The sequence below is a fragment of the Photobacterium sp. GB-36 genome (genome assembly GCF_003026135.1).
Taxonomy (GTDB): domain Bacteria; phylum Pseudomonadota; class Gammaproteobacteria; order Enterobacterales; family Vibrionaceae; genus Photobacterium.
This window is the reverse complement of the sequence record NZ_PYNY01000001.1, coordinates 131,815-148,525: the sequence shown is the minus strand read 5'-3', so window position 1 is coordinate 148,525 and position 16,711 is coordinate 131,815. Positions and strand designations below refer to the sequence as shown.

At 37.3% G+C, this 16,711-nt stretch carries 21 protein-coding genes, 1 tRNA gene and 1 pseudogene; 11 read left to right on the top strand and 12 right to left on the bottom strand.

Going from position 1 to position 16,711, the window contains the following annotated elements:
• Positions 1-64: 64 nt before the first annotated feature.
• Positions 65-226, bottom strand: a complete 162-nt coding sequence (locus tag C9J46_RS21610; RefSeq protein ID WP_199186999.1) for a hypothetical protein — start codon at positions 224-226, stop codon at positions 65-67.
• A gap of 448 nt (positions 227-674) precedes the next feature.
• Here C9J46_RS21610 and htpX point away from each other — a divergent pair, with 448 nt between their 5' ends.
• Positions 675-1,562: a protease HtpX gene (htpX, locus tag C9J46_RS00665; RefSeq protein ID WP_107205812.1), complete on the top strand. Its 888-nt coding sequence runs from the start codon at positions 675-677 to the stop codon at positions 1,560-1,562.
• 88 nt (positions 1,563-1,650) lie between these two features.
• Here the strand turns inward: htpX and C9J46_RS21725 are convergent.
• Both C9J46_RS21725 and C9J46_RS00660 read right to left on the bottom strand, forming a co-directional pair.
• Positions 1,651-2,065, bottom strand: a pseudogene (locus tag C9J46_RS21725) (MFS transporter); the annotation flags it as partial.
• Positions 2,066-2,077: 12 nt separating this feature from the next.
• Positions 2,078-2,431, bottom strand: coding sequence for a DUF6404 family protein (locus C9J46_RS00660; protein WP_107205813.1), 354 nt, complete (start codon positions 2,429-2,431; stop codon positions 2,078-2,080).
• A gap of 259 nt (positions 2,432-2,690) precedes the next feature.
• Between C9J46_RS00660 and C9J46_RS00655 the strand changes: the two genes are divergently transcribed.
• From C9J46_RS00655 to C9J46_RS00625, 6 genes are all read left to right on the top strand, one after another.
• Positions 2,691-3,152, top strand: a complete 462-nt coding sequence (locus C9J46_RS00655; RefSeq protein ID WP_233217603.1) for a hypothetical protein — start codon at positions 2,691-2,693, stop codon at positions 3,150-3,152.
• 453 nt (positions 3,153-3,605) lie between these two features.
• A complete protein-coding gene (locus C9J46_RS00650; RefSeq protein WP_107290386.1) occupies positions 3,606-4,001 on the top strand; it encodes a hypothetical protein in 396 nt (131 codons plus the stop codon).
• 21 nt (positions 4,002-4,022) lie between these two features.
• Positions 4,023-4,814, top strand: a complete 792-nt coding sequence (locus C9J46_RS00645) for a phosphorylase (protein ID WP_107286980.1) — start codon at positions 4,023-4,025, stop codon at positions 4,812-4,814.
• 86 nt (positions 4,815-4,900) lie between these two features.
• Positions 4,901-4,991, top strand: a tRNA-Ser gene (locus C9J46_RS00640).
• A gap of 378 nt (positions 4,992-5,369) precedes the next feature.
• A complete protein-coding gene (locus C9J46_RS00635; RefSeq protein WP_107290385.1) occupies positions 5,370-6,065 on the top strand; it encodes a hypothetical protein in 696 nt (231 codons plus the stop codon).
• 859 nt (positions 6,066-6,924) lie between these two features.
• Positions 6,925-7,401, top strand: a complete 477-nt coding sequence (locus C9J46_RS00625; protein ID WP_107205820.1) for an N-acetyltransferase — start codon at positions 6,925-6,927, stop codon at positions 7,399-7,401.
• 207 nt (positions 7,402-7,608) lie between these two features.
• On the opposite strand, the gene C9J46_RS21920 is transcribed toward C9J46_RS00625, so the two are convergent.
• Together C9J46_RS21920 and C9J46_RS00615 are read right to left on the bottom strand one after the other, a co-directional pair.
• Positions 7,609-7,818 (bottom strand): hypothetical protein, encoded by a 210-nt coding sequence (locus tag C9J46_RS21920; protein WP_370444980.1) that lies wholly within the window; start codon positions 7,816-7,818, stop codon positions 7,609-7,611.
• Positions 7,815-8,084, bottom strand: a complete 270-nt coding sequence (locus C9J46_RS00615; RefSeq protein WP_370444979.1) for a phage integrase N-terminal SAM-like domain-containing protein — start codon at positions 8,082-8,084, stop codon at positions 7,815-7,817. The genes C9J46_RS21920 and C9J46_RS00615 overlap by 4 nt, the downstream gene beginning before the upstream one ends.
• 223 nt (positions 8,085-8,307) lie before the next feature.
• On the opposite strand from C9J46_RS00615, the gene C9J46_RS00605 reads away from it, so the two are divergent.
• The gene (locus tag C9J46_RS00605; RefSeq protein ID WP_107290384.1) at positions 8,308-8,997 is read left to right on the top strand and encodes a hypothetical protein; all 690 of its coding nucleotides are present in this window, start codon (positions 8,308-8,310) and stop codon (positions 8,995-8,997) included.
• 363 nt (positions 8,998-9,360) lie between these two features.
• Positions 9,361-9,807 (top strand): GyrI-like domain-containing protein, encoded by a 447-nt coding sequence (locus tag C9J46_RS00600; RefSeq protein WP_107260732.1) that lies wholly within the window; start codon positions 9,361-9,363, stop codon positions 9,805-9,807.
• 261 nt (positions 9,808-10,068) lie between these two features.
• On the opposite strand, the gene C9J46_RS00595 is transcribed toward C9J46_RS00600, so the two are convergent.
• Both C9J46_RS00595 and C9J46_RS00590 read right to left on the bottom strand, forming a co-directional pair.
• Positions 10,069-10,722 carry a nitroreductase family protein gene (locus tag C9J46_RS00595; protein ID WP_107260730.1) on the bottom strand — a complete coding sequence of 218 codons (654 nt, stop codon included), beginning with the start codon at positions 10,720-10,722 and terminating at the stop codon, positions 10,069-10,071.
• Positions 10,723-10,866: 144 nt separating this feature from the next.
• Positions 10,867-11,247, bottom strand: a complete 381-nt coding sequence (locus tag C9J46_RS00590) for a hypothetical protein (protein ID WP_005367304.1) — start codon at positions 11,245-11,247, stop codon at positions 10,867-10,869.
• Between the two features lie 213 nt (positions 11,248-11,460).
• Here C9J46_RS00590 and C9J46_RS00585 point away from each other — a divergent pair, with 213 nt between their 5' ends.
• Positions 11,461-11,742, top strand: a complete 282-nt coding sequence (locus C9J46_RS00585) for a hypothetical protein (protein WP_005367305.1) — start codon at positions 11,461-11,463, stop codon at positions 11,740-11,742.
• A 46-nt stretch (positions 11,743-11,788) separates the two neighbouring features.
• On the opposite strand, the gene C9J46_RS00580 is transcribed toward C9J46_RS00585, so the two are convergent.
• The 4 genes from C9J46_RS00580 to C9J46_RS21865 all read right to left on the bottom strand — a co-directional run bounded on the left by C9J46_RS00580 (position 11,789) and on the right by C9J46_RS21865 (position 15,415).
• Positions 11,789-12,301, bottom strand: coding sequence for a hypothetical protein (locus C9J46_RS00580; protein WP_107290383.1), 513 nt, complete (start codon positions 12,299-12,301; stop codon positions 11,789-11,791).
• Entirely contained in the window at positions 12,298-13,413 is a 1,116-nt protein-coding gene (locus C9J46_RS00575; RefSeq protein ID WP_107290382.1) for a cytochrome-c peroxidase, read from the bottom strand. Before C9J46_RS00575 ends, C9J46_RS00580 begins: the two co-directional genes overlap by 4 nt.
• Before the next feature lie 168 nt (positions 13,414-13,581).
• Positions 13,582-15,051, bottom strand: a complete 1,470-nt coding sequence (locus C9J46_RS00570; RefSeq protein WP_107205825.1) for a C69 family dipeptidase — start codon at positions 15,049-15,051, stop codon at positions 13,582-13,584.
• A 238-nt stretch (positions 15,052-15,289) separates the two neighbouring features.
• Positions 15,290-15,415 (bottom strand): hypothetical protein, encoded by a 126-nt coding sequence (locus C9J46_RS21865; RefSeq protein ID WP_255418319.1) that lies wholly within the window; start codon positions 15,413-15,415, stop codon positions 15,290-15,292.
• Between the two features lie 165 nt (positions 15,416-15,580).
• On the opposite strand from C9J46_RS21865, the gene C9J46_RS00565 reads away from it, so the two are divergent.
• The gene (locus C9J46_RS00565) at positions 15,581-16,057 is read left to right on the top strand and encodes a GNAT family N-acetyltransferase (protein ID WP_107205826.1); all 477 of its coding nucleotides are present in this window, start codon (positions 15,581-15,583) and stop codon (positions 16,055-16,057) included.
• Positions 16,058-16,178: 121 nt separating this feature from the next.
• Here the strand turns inward: C9J46_RS00565 and C9J46_RS00560 are convergent, their stop codons facing one another.
• On the bottom strand, positions 16,179-16,514 hold the full coding sequence (locus C9J46_RS00560) for a hypothetical protein (protein ID WP_107290381.1): 336 nt from the start codon (positions 16,512-16,514) through the stop codon (positions 16,179-16,181).
• Positions 16,515-16,711 lie beyond the last annotated feature (197 nt).

Below are 16,711 nucleotides of genomic sequence, written 5' to 3'. Positions count from 1 at the left end.
CAGAATAAGATAAAGGCACTCATTGAGTGCCTTTATCTTTATAACTGACCGCGGTATTACACAATTAATTATCTTGGTTAAGGCCAATGAGTAATTCTTGTGTTTCTGTTGCTGATGATTTTGATACCTGATCAATACCCAGCTCTTTATGTGCTTCTTCTAAAGACATGCCAAGGTGACAACGTAAAATATCAACGGCAACTTGGTAATTCTCTTTACTAGCCATGAATCCTCCCTGGTTCAACATTTTGTCTAATATAAACACAGCCACAATAGTAGAGAATGTTTTCTGAGGCAATAAGACTAAAGTCTAATAAGTAAGATAGTGCACATTTATTGTTCGTAACTTATTGATACTATGCAGCTAATGATTATGGTAAATATGATATTAATTTTATATTAATGAGGGATAAGAGGATTAAAGAACGTCATAGATTGAGGATATTAAAAAAATAAAGCAAAACCTTTGTCTGTGTTCGCTATTGATAAATTGCCACTTTGAACATATATAAAGAATTAGTAACAATTAAACTCTTTAAATCATACGTATATTCATTGAATATAGTGTTAAGTTACAGACTTTGTTTACTATAGAGTCAGTATTAAGAGATAGCATCGATTCTACTGATAACGGTAGGAATTGAAATAATTTCTAAGTGGAGAATATTAGAAATATGAAGCGTATTGCATTGTTTTTATTAACAAACTTAGCAGTAATGCTGGTGTTCAGTGTTGTATTGAACATTGTTTATGCTGTAACAGGGATGCAACCCGGTAGCCTTTCTGGTTTGCTAGTTATGGCTGCACTATTTGGTTTTGGTGGTTCATTGGTTTCTTTGATGATGTCAAAGTCAATGGCCCTTCGTTCTGTTGGTGGTGTGGTTATCGAAAGCCCACGTAACGAAACAGAACACTGGTTGATGGAAACAGTATCTCGCCAAGCACAACAGGCGGGTATTGGTATGCCAACAGTCGCGATTTATGATTCGCCAGATATTAACGCATTTGCAACAGGTGCGAAACGTGATGATTCACTTGTCGCTGTTTCTACAGGTTTATTACACAGTATGACACGTGATGAAGCTGAAGCCGTGCTTGCTCACGAAGTGAGTCACGTGGCGAATGGTGACATGGTAACAATGACGTTAATGCAAGGTGTTGTGAATACCTTTGTTATTTTCGTTTCACGTTTAGTGGCTGGCGCAATCAGTGGTGTGAACAATAACGATGAAGAAGGTGAAAGTGGCGGTAGCTACATGACATACTTTATCGTATCGACCATCATGGAAATTCTATTTGGTTTCTTAGCAAGTATTCTAACAATGTGGTACAGCCGCCATCGTGAATTCTACGCTGATGCGGGTTCTGCAAAGCTTGTTGGTCGTGAGAAGATGATCGCAGCACTTGAGCGTCTAAAAGTGAGCCACGAGCCACAATTAGAAGGTTCAATGATGGCGTTTGGTATTAATGGTAAGAAGTCATTATCTGAATTATTCATGACTCACCCACCACTAGAAAAACGTATTGAAGCACTTCGTCAAGGCGAGTACTTAAACAAGTAATCGACAAAGACACTTTCTCAACTAGAAAGCGTTAAATAAAGCCCTATTAATGAAAATTAGTAGGGTTTTTTTTGCGTTTAACTTGCGTAGTGAGCAAGTAAAACGAGAAAGAGGCTTGTCGAACTACGCCAGAAGTTAATGGCACAGTCCCCAGTCAGCAAAAAACGATAGTCCCATCAGAAATAACCGCAGTATTTTCAGTTACAGGCAGTGTAAAAACGCAGTAATGACGCCTGTTCTTGCAGATAGAGTGATGCTATTTCATAGCGTTTGTCGAATCGGTCACCCCAAATGCCCCAAAAATAAGATCCAGGATATTAAAGATACCGACATAGGTCTGCGCCATAGCAGCGGTTGGTGCAGGTAAGTCTTTATCTGCGAAATAGTTTGGTAAGTACGTCGCGATAAACATAACCTGAAAACCGCAGACAAAGAAACCTAAGTGAATAAATCAAAGCTTTTGTTTTGAAATACTCCTTTAAGGCTTCTGGTTGTGTTTGGCTCTATAATTAATATTATTTTAACTGATGCCAAGGGCTTAAATTAAAACGCTTTGCGCTGTAGTAATAATACGTAGCCATTGAAATACCTGCGGTTATGCCTGCAAATAGAGAGGTAAAAATAGCAGAAAAAAGAGCAATAGGCGTATCGCTGATTATCTCTGCAAGAATGAAAATAATCGCAAAAATAAGACTATACCATGCAGTAAAAATGGAAAAGTTGGTTTTGAAATGGCCATAATGAGGGAGAGGTGCTTGTAATCCTGACCAGTGCAATAATTGAAAGCTGATAGGATGACTATTCGATGGCTGAATGCCATAGCGCGTTAATTCTTGATGTGCTAAGGCTAATTGCTGTTCGAAATGCATTATTTTATCCCTAAACATAGTGTATGTGAAAAAGACAGCGTTATTATTTTGTAGTAAAAAATGAGTTTAAACAATCAAATTAAAATGAAAAGCTAATAAATTAATAAAGAAATTTTTATGGTTGTGATTTGTATTTTTTATCGATAAATGTCTTTATTGTTTTGCATTAATTATTGCTGTAAGGTTGCCGACCGAGATATAAAACATCATTTAATTAATGTTTCTCACCGAAGCATTATTTCTTATTGAGTAGCTATAAGTGTATAAGTTATTGTATATATTTTTAATTATCTCTTTTCCTTCATTTTCATTAAGCATAAATAGCTCTTCAGAGAAAATGCAGTTGTTAAAAGTTAAACAAGAATATGAGAACCAAATTCATCAATGTCAATTACTTGAAAATAGAAAATTAAAACCTATTAATGACTCATGGTTAAGTAGCCAACCTTTAGAAAGAAAAAAGATAATACTTAATGAATTGAATAATATGGCTCTTCAGCGGTGTGTTATAAAAAAAGAAAAAGATTTTACATATAAGTTATTGGATTATACAGCTAAAACAGGAGATAAATTATTTCTAAATAGTTGGCTTATATTTCAATCCGCTTTATATAATGCAAGAGATAATTTAGCATTAACAGAAGAAGAACGAAAAAATATTAATCGGCTTGCGAAGATGCCAAAATATTATTATCCATTCAATATGGAATCTGTAAGTTAATGTTTAGTAACAAGTAAATGGGGAGAAGGAACTCCCCATTTAAATTAAATATTAATAAATGGAGATAGAATAACTACTCCGAGAACAGCCATAAGTAAGCTGATCCCTGCTGGTATAATCCATTGTTTTTTTGTTTCTTTATTATTTTGCACTCCGATTGAACCTCCTAATCCATTTAAGAGCTAATGCTTATCTTACATCCTGTTAAGCATTCAATTTATGATTATTTAAGAATAGCTATTAAAAACATAAAATTTATAACAAAGTTGTTAACTTGTGATCTCGAGTCAATAAAATAAGTAAAGAGAATATATTTATAAAATTTATGATCTCGCTAACGTTATTATTTTTAGAATAAAAGCTCAAAACGCAACACAAAATTCCATTTTTATAGCTATTATTTTATTTATATTAGGAATATTTTGTCGTGTACCTCTTTTATGGAGTTTCACAATGACTAACTTTAAATATTACAGCGAAGATTTACCTTGCTTTATCTGTCATAAACGAATGGCTAAAACTGAACTTGGATGGTTTACACCAAGTATGAAAGACGATGTGCTTGAACAGATAAAAAGCGTTACCTCTCAATCAAATACAGACTATGAAGAGTATTTTTCAGTCAGTATCATATGTTCAGAAGATGAAGCGCGCGATTATTTGCTACTGAACTATTATGGTTATTCTGAACATGAAATTAACCATGGACAAGTTAACTCAGAAGATTCAACCGAAGTGAATGATCTCATTTCAGAGCATATGACATCAGAAGGTGTTGCAATGTTTAAACATGAGATTGCGTTACAAAGCTGTGAAGAGTGTACTCCTGAGATTGATGAAGACTATTAAATAAGTGGTAAAGGAAAGAATATGCTGTGGGATATCGGTTATGAAAAGTCGAACAAGGGTTTAGCGTCAGGCGAGTTACTACCGTTAATAACAAACGATCTTATCATTGAGCAAAATGGGATAGAGTTTATTGTTAATGTTGAGACAGAGAATATGAAAGTTAAACATTCTCCATCTGTAGCCACTCATGATCCGTTTGTATCACCATATAATCCTTCAGCATATATCAACACGATTGGAGAGCAACACGTTTGTTTATTAAATAAATTTCCTATTGTTGTTCCTCATCTACTTATCTGTGCGAAAAATTATATTCCGCAAACGTCGCCATTAGTGTTAAAGGATTTTGAAGCTTGGATAGAAGGAATAACGGATGATAGCGTCTTAGGTTTTTTTAATTCAGGTGCGATAGCAGGTTCTAGTCAAATGCATCGGCATATGCAGCTTATTAGAACATCACTGCCTTTAGAAAAGACAATTCTTCAGGGACTATTACCCTTTAAACATGACTTGATGAGATTCGAATATTTAAATGCAGCAGATCTTTACCAGCATTATTTGTCGGTTATGGAATCAATGCAGTTGTATATGACATCGAGTATCAATGGTTTAACAGAATGTCACCCGTATAATATATTATTAACACAACGTTGGATGTTGCTTATTCCTCGCACAAAGAATCAAGTTGGCGAAATAAAAGGGCATGGGGTGAATTTTATTGGCCGCTTTTTGGTGAGTTCAACTGAACAATTGCAATGGCTAGAAAATTACGGTTTTGAACGTTTTTTAACAGATTGCGGTGTTCCAAAATAATAATCCGTTAAATTCGATTAAAGTCTGTCCAGATAGCACTTATTACTATTTACACTCGGTATTCACTTCGCTATTATTCGCGACATGGAGAGATGGCTGAGTGGTTGAAAGCACCGGTCTTGAAAACCGGCATACGTTTATAGCGTATCTAGGGTTCAAATCCCTATCTCTCCGCCATATTTAAAACGAAAAGCCGCTGATTAATCAGCGGCTTTTTTGTATCTAGCGTATTGAAACTGCCCATGCCAATGGGGTGATACAAAGGGTTCAATACAAACTACTTTCCTGTATTTATTACATACCTTTCTCTACCTAAAGTACTGCGCTTGAAGCATCTTCTTATCATCACCACAAGCCGCAATAATGTTTTTAATCCGACGGACGAAATACTGTTCTTACTTTTATCACAGTAAAATATAGGTTGGATGTAATTTTTTGCGACTAACACTATGAAAATTAGTGCTTTTATTTAGTAAGATGTTGAATATTTACAGTATTAATAAAGCGTAAAAGTAAGAATGCTTATTAATATACTGTTAAGTTTCTGGAGAAGTAATGAAGTACGATGATTTAGGTGATGGTTGGTCAAAAGTAACTGTATTAGACACAGAAACATCAGATTTTTACAATCGCTATTACTATAAGCGAGTTAAAGCCAAAAGAGTTGAGATCACGACACCTAAAGCTCTGGTCTTAGCTTCATATACCTTGATTGAAAAAGATTTACGTAGTGTTGCAGTATGGCTCAATGAAATAGAGTCGATGATGAAAGCGGATGTCAAACTTGCTCAAGATCCGAAACACAGAAAGACTGGTCATGACCGAACGAGATACAATTTAATTAAAGGGTTGTTTGTGGCAGCGTTAACTTTTTATGCGAAGTGTTTCGCTACTTGCGAAGGTCGAAAGGTCAAACTTGAAAAGAAGAATCTTGATGAAGATTTTCAAGAGAAACATCAATCTGCTATTGATATGCGGAACAACTTTGCTGCACATAGTGGGGCGGAGAAGGTAGAAAAAGTCAAAGTTGTATTAGCTTTGGATACAAAGCGAAGAAAAGGGGCTATTCCTTACTTTACTCGTGAGTTAGGGCAACCTGACACATATACGTTAGAAAGTCTCGCTGAGTTTCGAGGTTTAGTTGAGCATGTGAAGTCTTTTGTTGACGAAAAAATTGATACTTTGAATAAAAAGGTACTTCAAGACGACATCATTTCGAAAGGTGGAGACTATTGGTACAAAGAAACTTAACAAATAAGGATATGTGTCGCGAAGCCGACACCTATCCGAAGTGTTGGACAAGCCCAAGCTACCTTATTATAAGTAAATATTGGAAATATCATGAAGGGGAATGCCAAAAAGAAGTCGAGCGTTATCCTTGGTGTGAACCAATAATATTAATACCCTGATTTATAATAAAACCCTCTTTAATTCTGAAGCGTGAAAGCCATTATCCTTATTATTTAACGTCGGTTATCTGGGTCGAAATATCCCCGTTAATTGCATGACATGTTGGCAGCAGGGGCAAAAGGGTTGGACTTTTATACGTACCGTTTTATTCGGTGAGGGCAACGTTAGTTGCCCGGCTAACATGAACATAAATTGGATTGCTTTAAGCTGTTTCTTATTATGACCACAAGCCACAATAATTCTTAAACATGGATATGAACCCTGCTTTGTCTCCATCTCTCTTATCTCCATTCTCTTTCTTTTAGTACTCGTGTTATTCCTATATCAATTTAGGCGAGATATTTTTGATTTCTGCTAATGAAGCAACCTGTTTATTTGTCCAGTTATAATGCAAGTCGTAAATTTTTACGCTTAGACTTCGTTTTAAATAAGAAAAAATACTTAATTATCTCAGCTTCTATTTATAAGGTATTGATATATAGGATGTAATATTCATAGCTGTGTTTTTAACACGACGGGTTAAAAACAGTTCTTACTTTTATCAACGTAAACATATCGGGTGGATGCTAATTTTTGCGATTAAGGTAATGAAAATAAATGTTTTTATTTATTAGAATGTTGAATATTTGCTGTATTAATAAAGCGTAAAAGTAAGAATGCTTATTAATATACTGTTAGGTGCTTGAAGGAAAAGGTAAGTATGGAAATTGCTTTTCAGCAGATAAACATTGATGATTTCGAATTGTGCGTAGCTGCGAGAAAAGATGCATACTTTTGTAGTTTTGGGCATTACGATGGTTTCGACGACTTCATCAGTGGTTATCGTGAACGAGTATTAGACCGGCTAGCAACATCAGGATGGTTCTATATCCATATATTTGTGGATGGTCAGTTTGCAGGGCAGTTAGAGTTTCGTAGCTTTTCACCCGAGCCGGAGACTGGCTATGTGCATCTCATTTACTTAAAACCGAATTTTCGTGGTTCAGGACTCGCTGCAAAATTGCAGGATTATATTGTAAGCGTATTGAGTACAGCGGGTTGTTTGCGTGCTGTACTTTTAGTAAGCCGAACTAACCATAGAGCTCTCACATTCTACAAGCGCCATGGTTGGGAGTTCGTGCGCAAGAATCCCAAGCACGATGAAACCGACTTTTACCAACTTTGGCTACGCACCTAACAAATAAGGATATGTGTCGCGTAGCCGACACCTATCCGAAGTGTTGGACAAGCCCAAGCTACCTTATATAAGTAAATATTGGAAATAGCATGAAGGGTGATGCTAAAAAGAAGTCGAACGTTATCCTTGGTGTGAACCAATAATATTAATACCCTGATTTATAATAAAACCCTCTTTAGTTCTGAAGCGTGAAAGCCATTATCCTTATTATTGAACGTCGGTTATCTGGGGCGAAATATTCCCATTAATTGCATGACATGTTGGCAGCAGGGGCAACGTCAGTTGTCCTGCTAACATGAACATAAATTGGATCGCTTTAAGCTGTTTCTTATTATGACCCCGCAGCAAAACATAATCACCTACCCGACGAAATCCTTTTGGTAACACATGCTGCAATATCAACCAGAGAAATTTCACCACGGGTAATGTGCGTGTTTCATCGTTTGAGTTTGGCTCTCTTTATAACGAAGTGTCACCTGATCATTATTGATATTCAGTTGTGTAAAATACCGCTTCAGATCTTCGGTAGTTAACGTGTCTGGCGATTTATCCAGTTGATGGGTAATGCGACGTAGAGCACGACTATAAGCATCAATCGTAGCGGGACGTTTACCTTGCAAGGTGAGATGGGTAAGGTGTTGTTCATAAAGATAATCTGAACGATGTTGCTGCGCTTTGTTCATGATAAATATTCCTTTTTAAAAGGTATATTTACCGTAGTCGAGCTTATGGGCTTTCACTCTGCCACGTAGCGGCTTCGTTCAACAAACTGTTCAAGAGTGATTCGCAACGCGTGGCATTTTTGGTATGCGGTGACTTCGGTGTTGAAGTGCAATGCAGCGGCTTGGTCATTGCGTGCTTCACACCTTAATTGGGCGTTATACAAATCGAGGTAATGAGGAAGTGATGAAGCCAGAGGCATTTGCTTCAATTAAGGCTGTATTGTTAGCTATTTTAGGTACAGGTTTGTTTGCTAAAGCAATTCAGTTGTATGGTTTAGGGTATTATGAAGGCTTTATTGAAGGCCATGGCTTTGAATATTATCTCTTCCCAATTGAGTGGGAGGACACAGCGCTATGGGCGTACTTTGCTAGCCAAGATCTGGGAACAAAGTTTTTGGGGGCTCTTGGAATAAGCCCATTACAGTTTATCGTAATAGCAATTGTTCTATTTTTTAGTATCTTATTTGGCCTGTATTACCCTAGAACTAAAAATGACATAGAAGCGGAAGGAACTGGCAGCGGAAAGTCTTTAAAAGACAACTTATTCATTTCTATGATTGGTTCATATGCTTTAATGGTAGCAGTTTGTCTATTCAGCCTTTTTGTCCTTATTTGGGTTTTTCTTCCCTCAGTCGCATTTGAACATGGAGAAGCGGTAGCTCAAAAACAAATGGCAAACTATCAACAGTTATGCGTAAAAGACAACCCATATTGGAATAATAAATGTATATCAGTTTTAGTTAATGGTGTTGAGTATACCGGCATCATCATTGTTAGAAATGATGATAAAGTAGGCCTACTTACCCAGAAAGGTGCTCTAACCTTTACGCTTGAGGAGAAGTTTAGTTACTTCAACCTGAAGAATGAGCAATAATTTGTATAACAAATAAGGATATGTGTCGCGTAGCCGACACCTATCCGAAGTGTTGGACAAGCCCAAGCCTCCTTATATAAGTAAATATTGGAAATATCATGAAGGGGGATGCCAAAAAGAATTCGAGCATTATCCTTGGTGTGAACCAATAATATTAATACCCTTGTTTATAATAAAATCCTCTTTAGTTCTGCAGCATGAAAGCCATTATCCTTATTATTTAACGTCGGTTATCTGGGTCGAAATATTCCCGTTAATTGCATGACATGTTGGTAGCTGGGGCAAAAGGGTTGGGCTTTTATACGTACCGTTTTATTCGGTTAGGACGCCCGTTATGCTAACGCTATATAAATGGAGTAAAAAATGGAAGTTGTTGAAGTAAAAGGTTTTGAAATCCAAGGTTTAGTTTTAAGAACCCGCAATGAAATTGAGATGAATCCTGAAACGGCGAATATCCCAAAGCATGTTGAATACGTTGACTCGAACTTAGTCATCAATTATCAATCGGGAGCAAGGGCTTATAGTGTCTACTGCAATTACGAATCAGATGTTGATGGCTACTTTGATGTTTTGATGGGGGCGGACGAAATATCTTCTTCAAATGTTGCGCTGTCATCGGTATCTGTTCTTCCTGGCTCTTACCTTAAGTTTGAATCTGAAGGTGAGTTTCCTGCTGCTGTTATCGCCGCGTGGCAGTCAGTTTGGTCGTACTTTGCTTCTTCTAATTGTGCGCATGAAAGGGCTTATACAACAGATTTTGAGCACTACGAAAGTGCTAGTAAAGTTAGCGTCTACATTGCGCTGAAATAATTTACATAACAAATAGCTAAAACGTGATTCGCACGCGTGGCATTTTTACTATGCGTAACGTTTGGTGGTTACAATTGTTTTGCTCGCGTATCGAGAATTCAAAGCCTGTCTCTCCGCCAAGTTTTAAAAGAAAAAACCACTAATTAATCAGTGGCTTTTTTATAGTTACTAGATTCTCAACCATCGACTGATTGAAGAATGTCATTAGTGTGTAGGTTTACTATTTTAGGGGCACCTATCACTTTATCATTCCACTCGCTGTTAGATTTTATGAATTACAGTTTCTAATGGCATACGAGATTTAGGTAAACGAGCATTAAAATCAGATTCATCATGGTAGCCAATCGCGAGTGCGACAGGGCATGAGAAGCCATCTAACTCTTGGCTGAATTCTTTCTCAACACGTTTTACGTCAATACCTTCAAGAGGTGTTGAATCTATTTTTAATCGTGCAAGAACATGCAGAATATTACCGAAAGCCAGATACAGTTGTGCTTTTGTCCAATTAGCATTGTAGCCACTCGGCTCGGTGTATAAATCCGCAAAACTAAACTTGCTCACAGCATCGTCTTTTTTCTCTGGTTTAATGCGGCCATCAAGAATATTTTTATCTATCACGGCTTCAAAATCTTCAATCGAATAATGAGGGTTGTGAGTAAATAAAATGATATGGCTGGCGTTAGTTGCGTGAGGTTTATTGGCTAAAAACTTAGTCTCAAAGGTATTGCTAAATCGTTGTTTAGCATCATCTGATTCTAAAATAATAAAGCGCCATGGCTGCGAGTTGATTGATGATGCCGATAAGCGTAGTGCTTCTGAAATGATGGCAATATTTTCTGTTGAGATGGTTTTATTAGGATCGTAACTCTTGGTGGTATAACGCCAATTTAAGTCATCTAAAATAGGGCTGTTCATCTTACTTTTGCTCTTATTATTAATTGTCGTATTAATAAAATGGGGCTAGTCAGCACAATTTCAAGGTTTAGGCGGTATGTTGAGGCGAGAGGGGGGAATATGACTATGGCATACATCGCGTACACCATAGTAAATAGTATGGAATTATGCGTCAGGGCAGCAAGCAGTGCAGCCTTGTAGCGCAATGTCATGTTCAAGCTCAATCATGCCATCAGCATTCTTGTTTGCTTTGATTTCTTTTTCAATTTCAACAAGGTCGTCTGGATCTACGCCTGTTGTTTGCATTTCTTCTTCTGAATAAGCGAATGCATTTAACAATAGGTAATACTTAGCTTCATCAACAGAACAGGTAATAGTGGTCACAAGATCATCAGGGTAATCATTGCTCGCTGTAATGATGGTATTTACTTGCGCAAGAACCGCTTCATGCATAGCAGGGGTTAGCCAACCTAAACTTGCTTCTGCTTTTTGTTGACGGCAATCGAAACAAGGTAAAAGGGCGGTATAAAGATTAAAATTGCTCATGGTGAATCCTAAAAATAGCTCTAGCGATGAAGGTTACATTAGCAACGATCATAAACGTATTTGAACCATGCGTATATTAGGAAATTATCCTATTCACGTCTAATCAATAATGAAGCTTTGAATCAGTATCATGTTTATACTAAAACATAAGTAAGAGATGGTGTGATATTGTATGTCAAATCATTATGATAAAGTTTAAATAAAGGATTTTTGATGAAAAAGCAGGTGTTATTTTCACTGATTGCATTCGGGCTAGTGGGGTGTGCTGGAACGCCATCAAATAGCTATACATTAAAAAATGCAGCGGGTGTATCGTCATGGGAGCTATGTAAAAATATTGGCTATCATGAGTTTTTTAATCGTACAGAGAAAGCAGCGGAGCTTAAGCAATATGTGACGGAGCGTGGTGATATTGCGCCAGAGTCATGTGCGGCAGCAGCACAAAAAGGCAAAGAGTTTGCTGAGCAAGAATACCACCGCAACACAGGGTTATAAGTTTGAAACAATAAGCCTAAGCAAAGATTGCTCAGGCTTGTTTCTACTATAGATCTGTTGTGGTGATTTGCACTTTCACTAACTGGTTTGGCTTACCTGTCAGTTTCAGGGTATAGCTTCCCCATTCGTGGGTGTTTAAGTGGGTCAGGTATTGTGATGGCTCGGTACATTGCAAGTTAACAATATCTGCACCTTGAATATCTGCACCCGCCATTGATACGTGGGTTTTCGGTGTAACACCGACGATAAACTTCTCATTCCACTCTTTGATCGCCAGTTGAATATAAGCTTCACCTTGGGAATTTAGCTGGGTGGACAAGCCTAATTCTTTATTTAAAATAAATTCTTGCTGGCTGGCCTCTTCAAGTGTTGAAGCTGTAGCAATGGTCTTTGTTGGCAAGTTACATAGTGGCTGATAACTTTTGGCAAAATAATCATTGCGCCCTTTGTGTTCAGGGTTAATGTCGGTGTTCGCGCTTACGGCTATTGATTGGCTTAGCAAGGTGCTTAATGTCATTAACTTAATCGTCTTTTTCATGGTCTTGTTTATGGTCTTCATGACTTCACTTTAAAAGGTGGAAGACAGTTCGGGCTGTCTTTTTTATTTTTTAATGGGACTAACTGGCAAAAAGGATCTTGGTGTTGCTGTGTTGGTAGTCGAGTTATGGCTAAGCTATTGAGAAAGGCAACGAGCGCTTTTTTCTCTTTATTCGATAAACTAAAACCTGAGATCTTGTTGTCTTTATTGAGATGATAACGACCATCTCCTGCATTTTTACCTATCGTCAGTATTCGTCCACCGGCGGCATAATGTTCAATATACTGCTCGAGTGATTGTACGCTGCCATCATGTCCCCAAGGTGCTGTTTCGCTCACATTGATCAATGAAGGTATACGGTATTTTCCGTCGTCACTTTCTTTATGGCTAAAACTGGCTTTGCCACGTTCATTTTCAGGGTATAAGTATTTACCGTCTTTATTTTTTATACCGTACAACCCTGTACTGACATAAAGTGGATCGGTGTTATTTTTAGGGGTATTTAATAGCTCGCCACCATGGCACTGGGAGCATTTAAGGCGATCACTATTGAATAGGGATAATCCTAGTTGTTGCTCTTTATTCAGTGCATCAGTAACACCTGATAAATAACGGTGATAGGGCGTATCAACACTTTGAATTGTTTCTACATATTTCGCTAATGCGTTAATGACTTTTTGGGTTGTGAAATCTGCTGATTGATAACTGGCTTCAAATAGTGGGGTGTAGATATCAGACGCTTGTTGTAAGCGTTGCAGTAATAACGGCTCTGTCATCCCCATTTCTGTTGGGGCTGTGCCAAATAAAGGTAACAAAATAGCTTGTTCTAATGTCTGTAATCCTTCACGACTTTGCATGAATTGATCATAGTGGGCAACATTGAGTAATGCAGGCGTGTTTAGCGTTGTTGGATTGCCATGGATATCTGGCACTTTGCTAAATCGATTGGTCCAACCTAGATCGGCGGCATGACAAAGGGCACAACTGCGATTGCCGAGCTTTGACAAGCGAACATCATTAAATAAATAGCGACCTAAGGTGATCTGAGCTTGCTGCTCACTGGTTGTTGCCAATGCAAAATGAGGAACTAAGACAACAAAAATAAGGCTAAGAAAGGTGAGTAGTGGACGCATTGTCGAGAGTGCTCTTAACAGAATGAGCAAATGATATAAGATACGGAAAAAGAATAGGAATAAATATTGTTTCAAAGTGCGACATTAAAAGATAAAACGAGAAATAACCTTTAATTTTATAACCTTGGGCTATCTCTCGTTTATTACTAATGCTTATGTGTTAGAAACTTAAGCGCCTTCAAAGTGATAAAGCATATCGGTGTTGTGGGTCATTTTGGTCAATAAGGTATTGGTTAATTTATTGGTTAATGCCAATGCGTTATCAACTGTTTTTTGTTCAAATTGATTAATTAATGCTTGTGCTTTTTTAGGTTGCGTTTTGTATATCGCAAGGTACTGCTTTTCAAGCTCTTGTTGTTTAACGGCTGTTTGCTGCTCAAATTGTTGATAGGCTTTTTGAACAATGGGTGAGAACTCATTCCAGTTGGTCATGGCAATGGTTTGTAACTTACGGAATTGCCAGTTAGCAGATAGATTGTCAGCTTTATCTGTGCCAATCGTTAATGCTTTAGGCACTTCTGTCATGCCTTGATAATAAGGAATATAAACGCTAAGTGCTGTCATCCCATACGCCATGTATTCGGTTTCACCGATAGCGATAGGTAGATTAGGACGAACTTGCAATATGTGTGATTCTTGGGTTCTAAATACAGATATTGGTCGGTATGGTTCTTTCGGATTGCTATTCGCGTATGGGTCGTGTGACGTACCTTGGTAGTGATTTCGTAGCCCTTGTTCAACATCTGCAACCGATAATTTATGGCTTGGTTTTAAAAAGACAGGGAAACTCTCACCTTGCGTTATCTTGGTATTTAAGCCTTTTGTATACATGTGTTGTAACGTCCAAACACGGGGGTAATTGTACGTTTGATCATTCTTGGTATCTTGCGAGTAAGCTTTGTGGAAATTGAAAGCCTCTCCTGTAACTGGAGTATATAAAGCATGTTGTTCGGCAAAGCTAACTAGCGTAGGAGAAGCTAAATAATCGGGATTATGCAGTTTATAGGTAGTTAATCGACCTTGGTTAGCTGAAACGAAATATTTATCAGCTGGGATTTTTTGTGCCATCCATTGGTGACCACTGCCGGTTTCTAAATACCAAATACCGGTTTTATCAACGAAGGCAACGCCAAACCCTTCAGATGCGCCTTGTTTTTCAATGATCTTACCTAACAGTTCAACGCCTTCTTTGGCTGTTTTTACACGTGGCAAAATGACATTTTCAATCGCATCTTCACCAATACCAGTCTTGGTTACATACGGATCCGCCGCGAGTGCTTGAGTACCGTTATAAATGGTTTCGGTTGCAGACATACCTACACCAGCAGAGTTAAACCCAGCTTCACCCATACTAGTACCATGGGTGTCAAAATCTGATAATGACGTGTATTCCAGTGCATTTTTTGCTGCTGGGTAAGTAAAGTCATTGGCGTTAGATTTGAAGTCAGCTTTTTGTTTCGCTTCAGCGGGGTGGTAGATAAACTGTTTTGCATTAGTGGCTTGATAGTCTTCATTACGTGCGACAATAAAAGATCCATCAGTTGTTGCTTGGTTACCCACTAAAATCGTAGTGCAGGCAAATGCTGGTACACTAATAGCTGAAGTAATAAGTGCGGAAAGTAATGTTATCTTTTTCATTAATTATCGTTAAGTTATTGGCATTGGACGAATATTCTTGCAGTTGAATGAAATATAAAACGTGATATTCGTCATATAATTTTTTTAGCTTGATGCACACTAATATTGCATGGATTGCGGGAGTAAAAATGCGTAATTATTCTGTATGGCGTGATTATGATTTAATTAAACATGACAAATAAAAAGGAGAAAGTAATTAAATACTTTCTCCTTTTTATATGAAGTTGAACTTAAAAAATTATTGTGGTTTTTTTTCTTCGTTTTCACGATGAATATAACCACCTATTTCTTCATCATGATAATTAATCGACATATTGCTTGCGCGAGTTTGCTGGTTAATTTCATAAATTTGAGAAGTATTCATCAAATCGCGTTGGCTTGTGTGAATGTCAACGTTCGTTGAATTTCTTGAGAATTCAACGTCAATAATAATGATTATATCGCGTATGATAAAGATAAACTCATAGGTCTTTTTTGCGTGATAAGAATGCCTATTAATACATTGGCATAAGTGATTAGAAGGGGTTACGTGTTTACAATTAATAAAGCTGGTGATTCTGATTTTGAATCGCTATACGATTTGATCTATCAAAATATGTATCAACTACAATCCGAGCTTGGCTTACCTTGGAATGCCGAGGGTATAAAGCGCCATTATAGGGCTAAAGATAATTGGGTAATTAAAAGTGGCGATATTATTGTTGCTGGATTTTCAATTGAAGCTAATGAAAAGTGTTTATTTATACATTCGCTACAAATTACAAAGTCAGAGCAAGGCAGTTTATTAGGCTATCGGGCATTTAAACACATAGTGAAAGAGGCTACATCACTTGGCGTTCCGTACATCAAGTGTTGTGTGTTTAGCAATAATAAGGCTAAAGAAATGTATAGTTTAGTTGGTTTTCAGAAGTTAAGTGAGTCGAAAGGAATATTGGAGCTTCAGCTTGATTTGAATGACAGGAGTAATCTATTTTTGCGTAGGTTGAGAACAGAAAAAATTGTTTAAGAGGGATTAACAACGCATAGCATTTTCACTATGCGCGGCTTTGGTATTTCGTTGCTCACATCTAAGCGAGCGTTATACGATCAAGGAGATTTTTGTCTGTACGATATTTATCAATATGGACTCAGCGATTAAGCATAATCACGATCGCGATAATTGTAATGAGAGCAATGACATTGAGTACGCTATATAAGATAGTTTTAGGCATACTAAAAGTCAGGTGGTTAAAGTCGTATTTTGTTCCAATAGAGGTAACAGCAAGAGGGAGCATAACCAGTAAGCCGAACAGCCAACGAATATTGTTAGTCATTAAATAACCAACCTGAACTTCTGCAATAATAAAACCAATTACGGCTAATACTAATGTCGTGATAGATACGGCGAACGTACGATTGTATGAGTCCATTAATTCCGCGAATGCTTTATATTCTTCATCAGTAAAATTAGGTTGATTAGCCATATTGTCGCTACACCTGTAGGTAATATCTTTAAAAAAGTGATGATGATTATAACGGATAATGACACCAAGATAAAAAGGACAATTGCCTGTGTATACAGCTAGCCATGAAGAGATGGCGAAATATATTATTAATTTTATTAGAAAATTTAGAATGTTTTAGAAAACATATAGCGATGTTCGGATGAATATATCTGCTT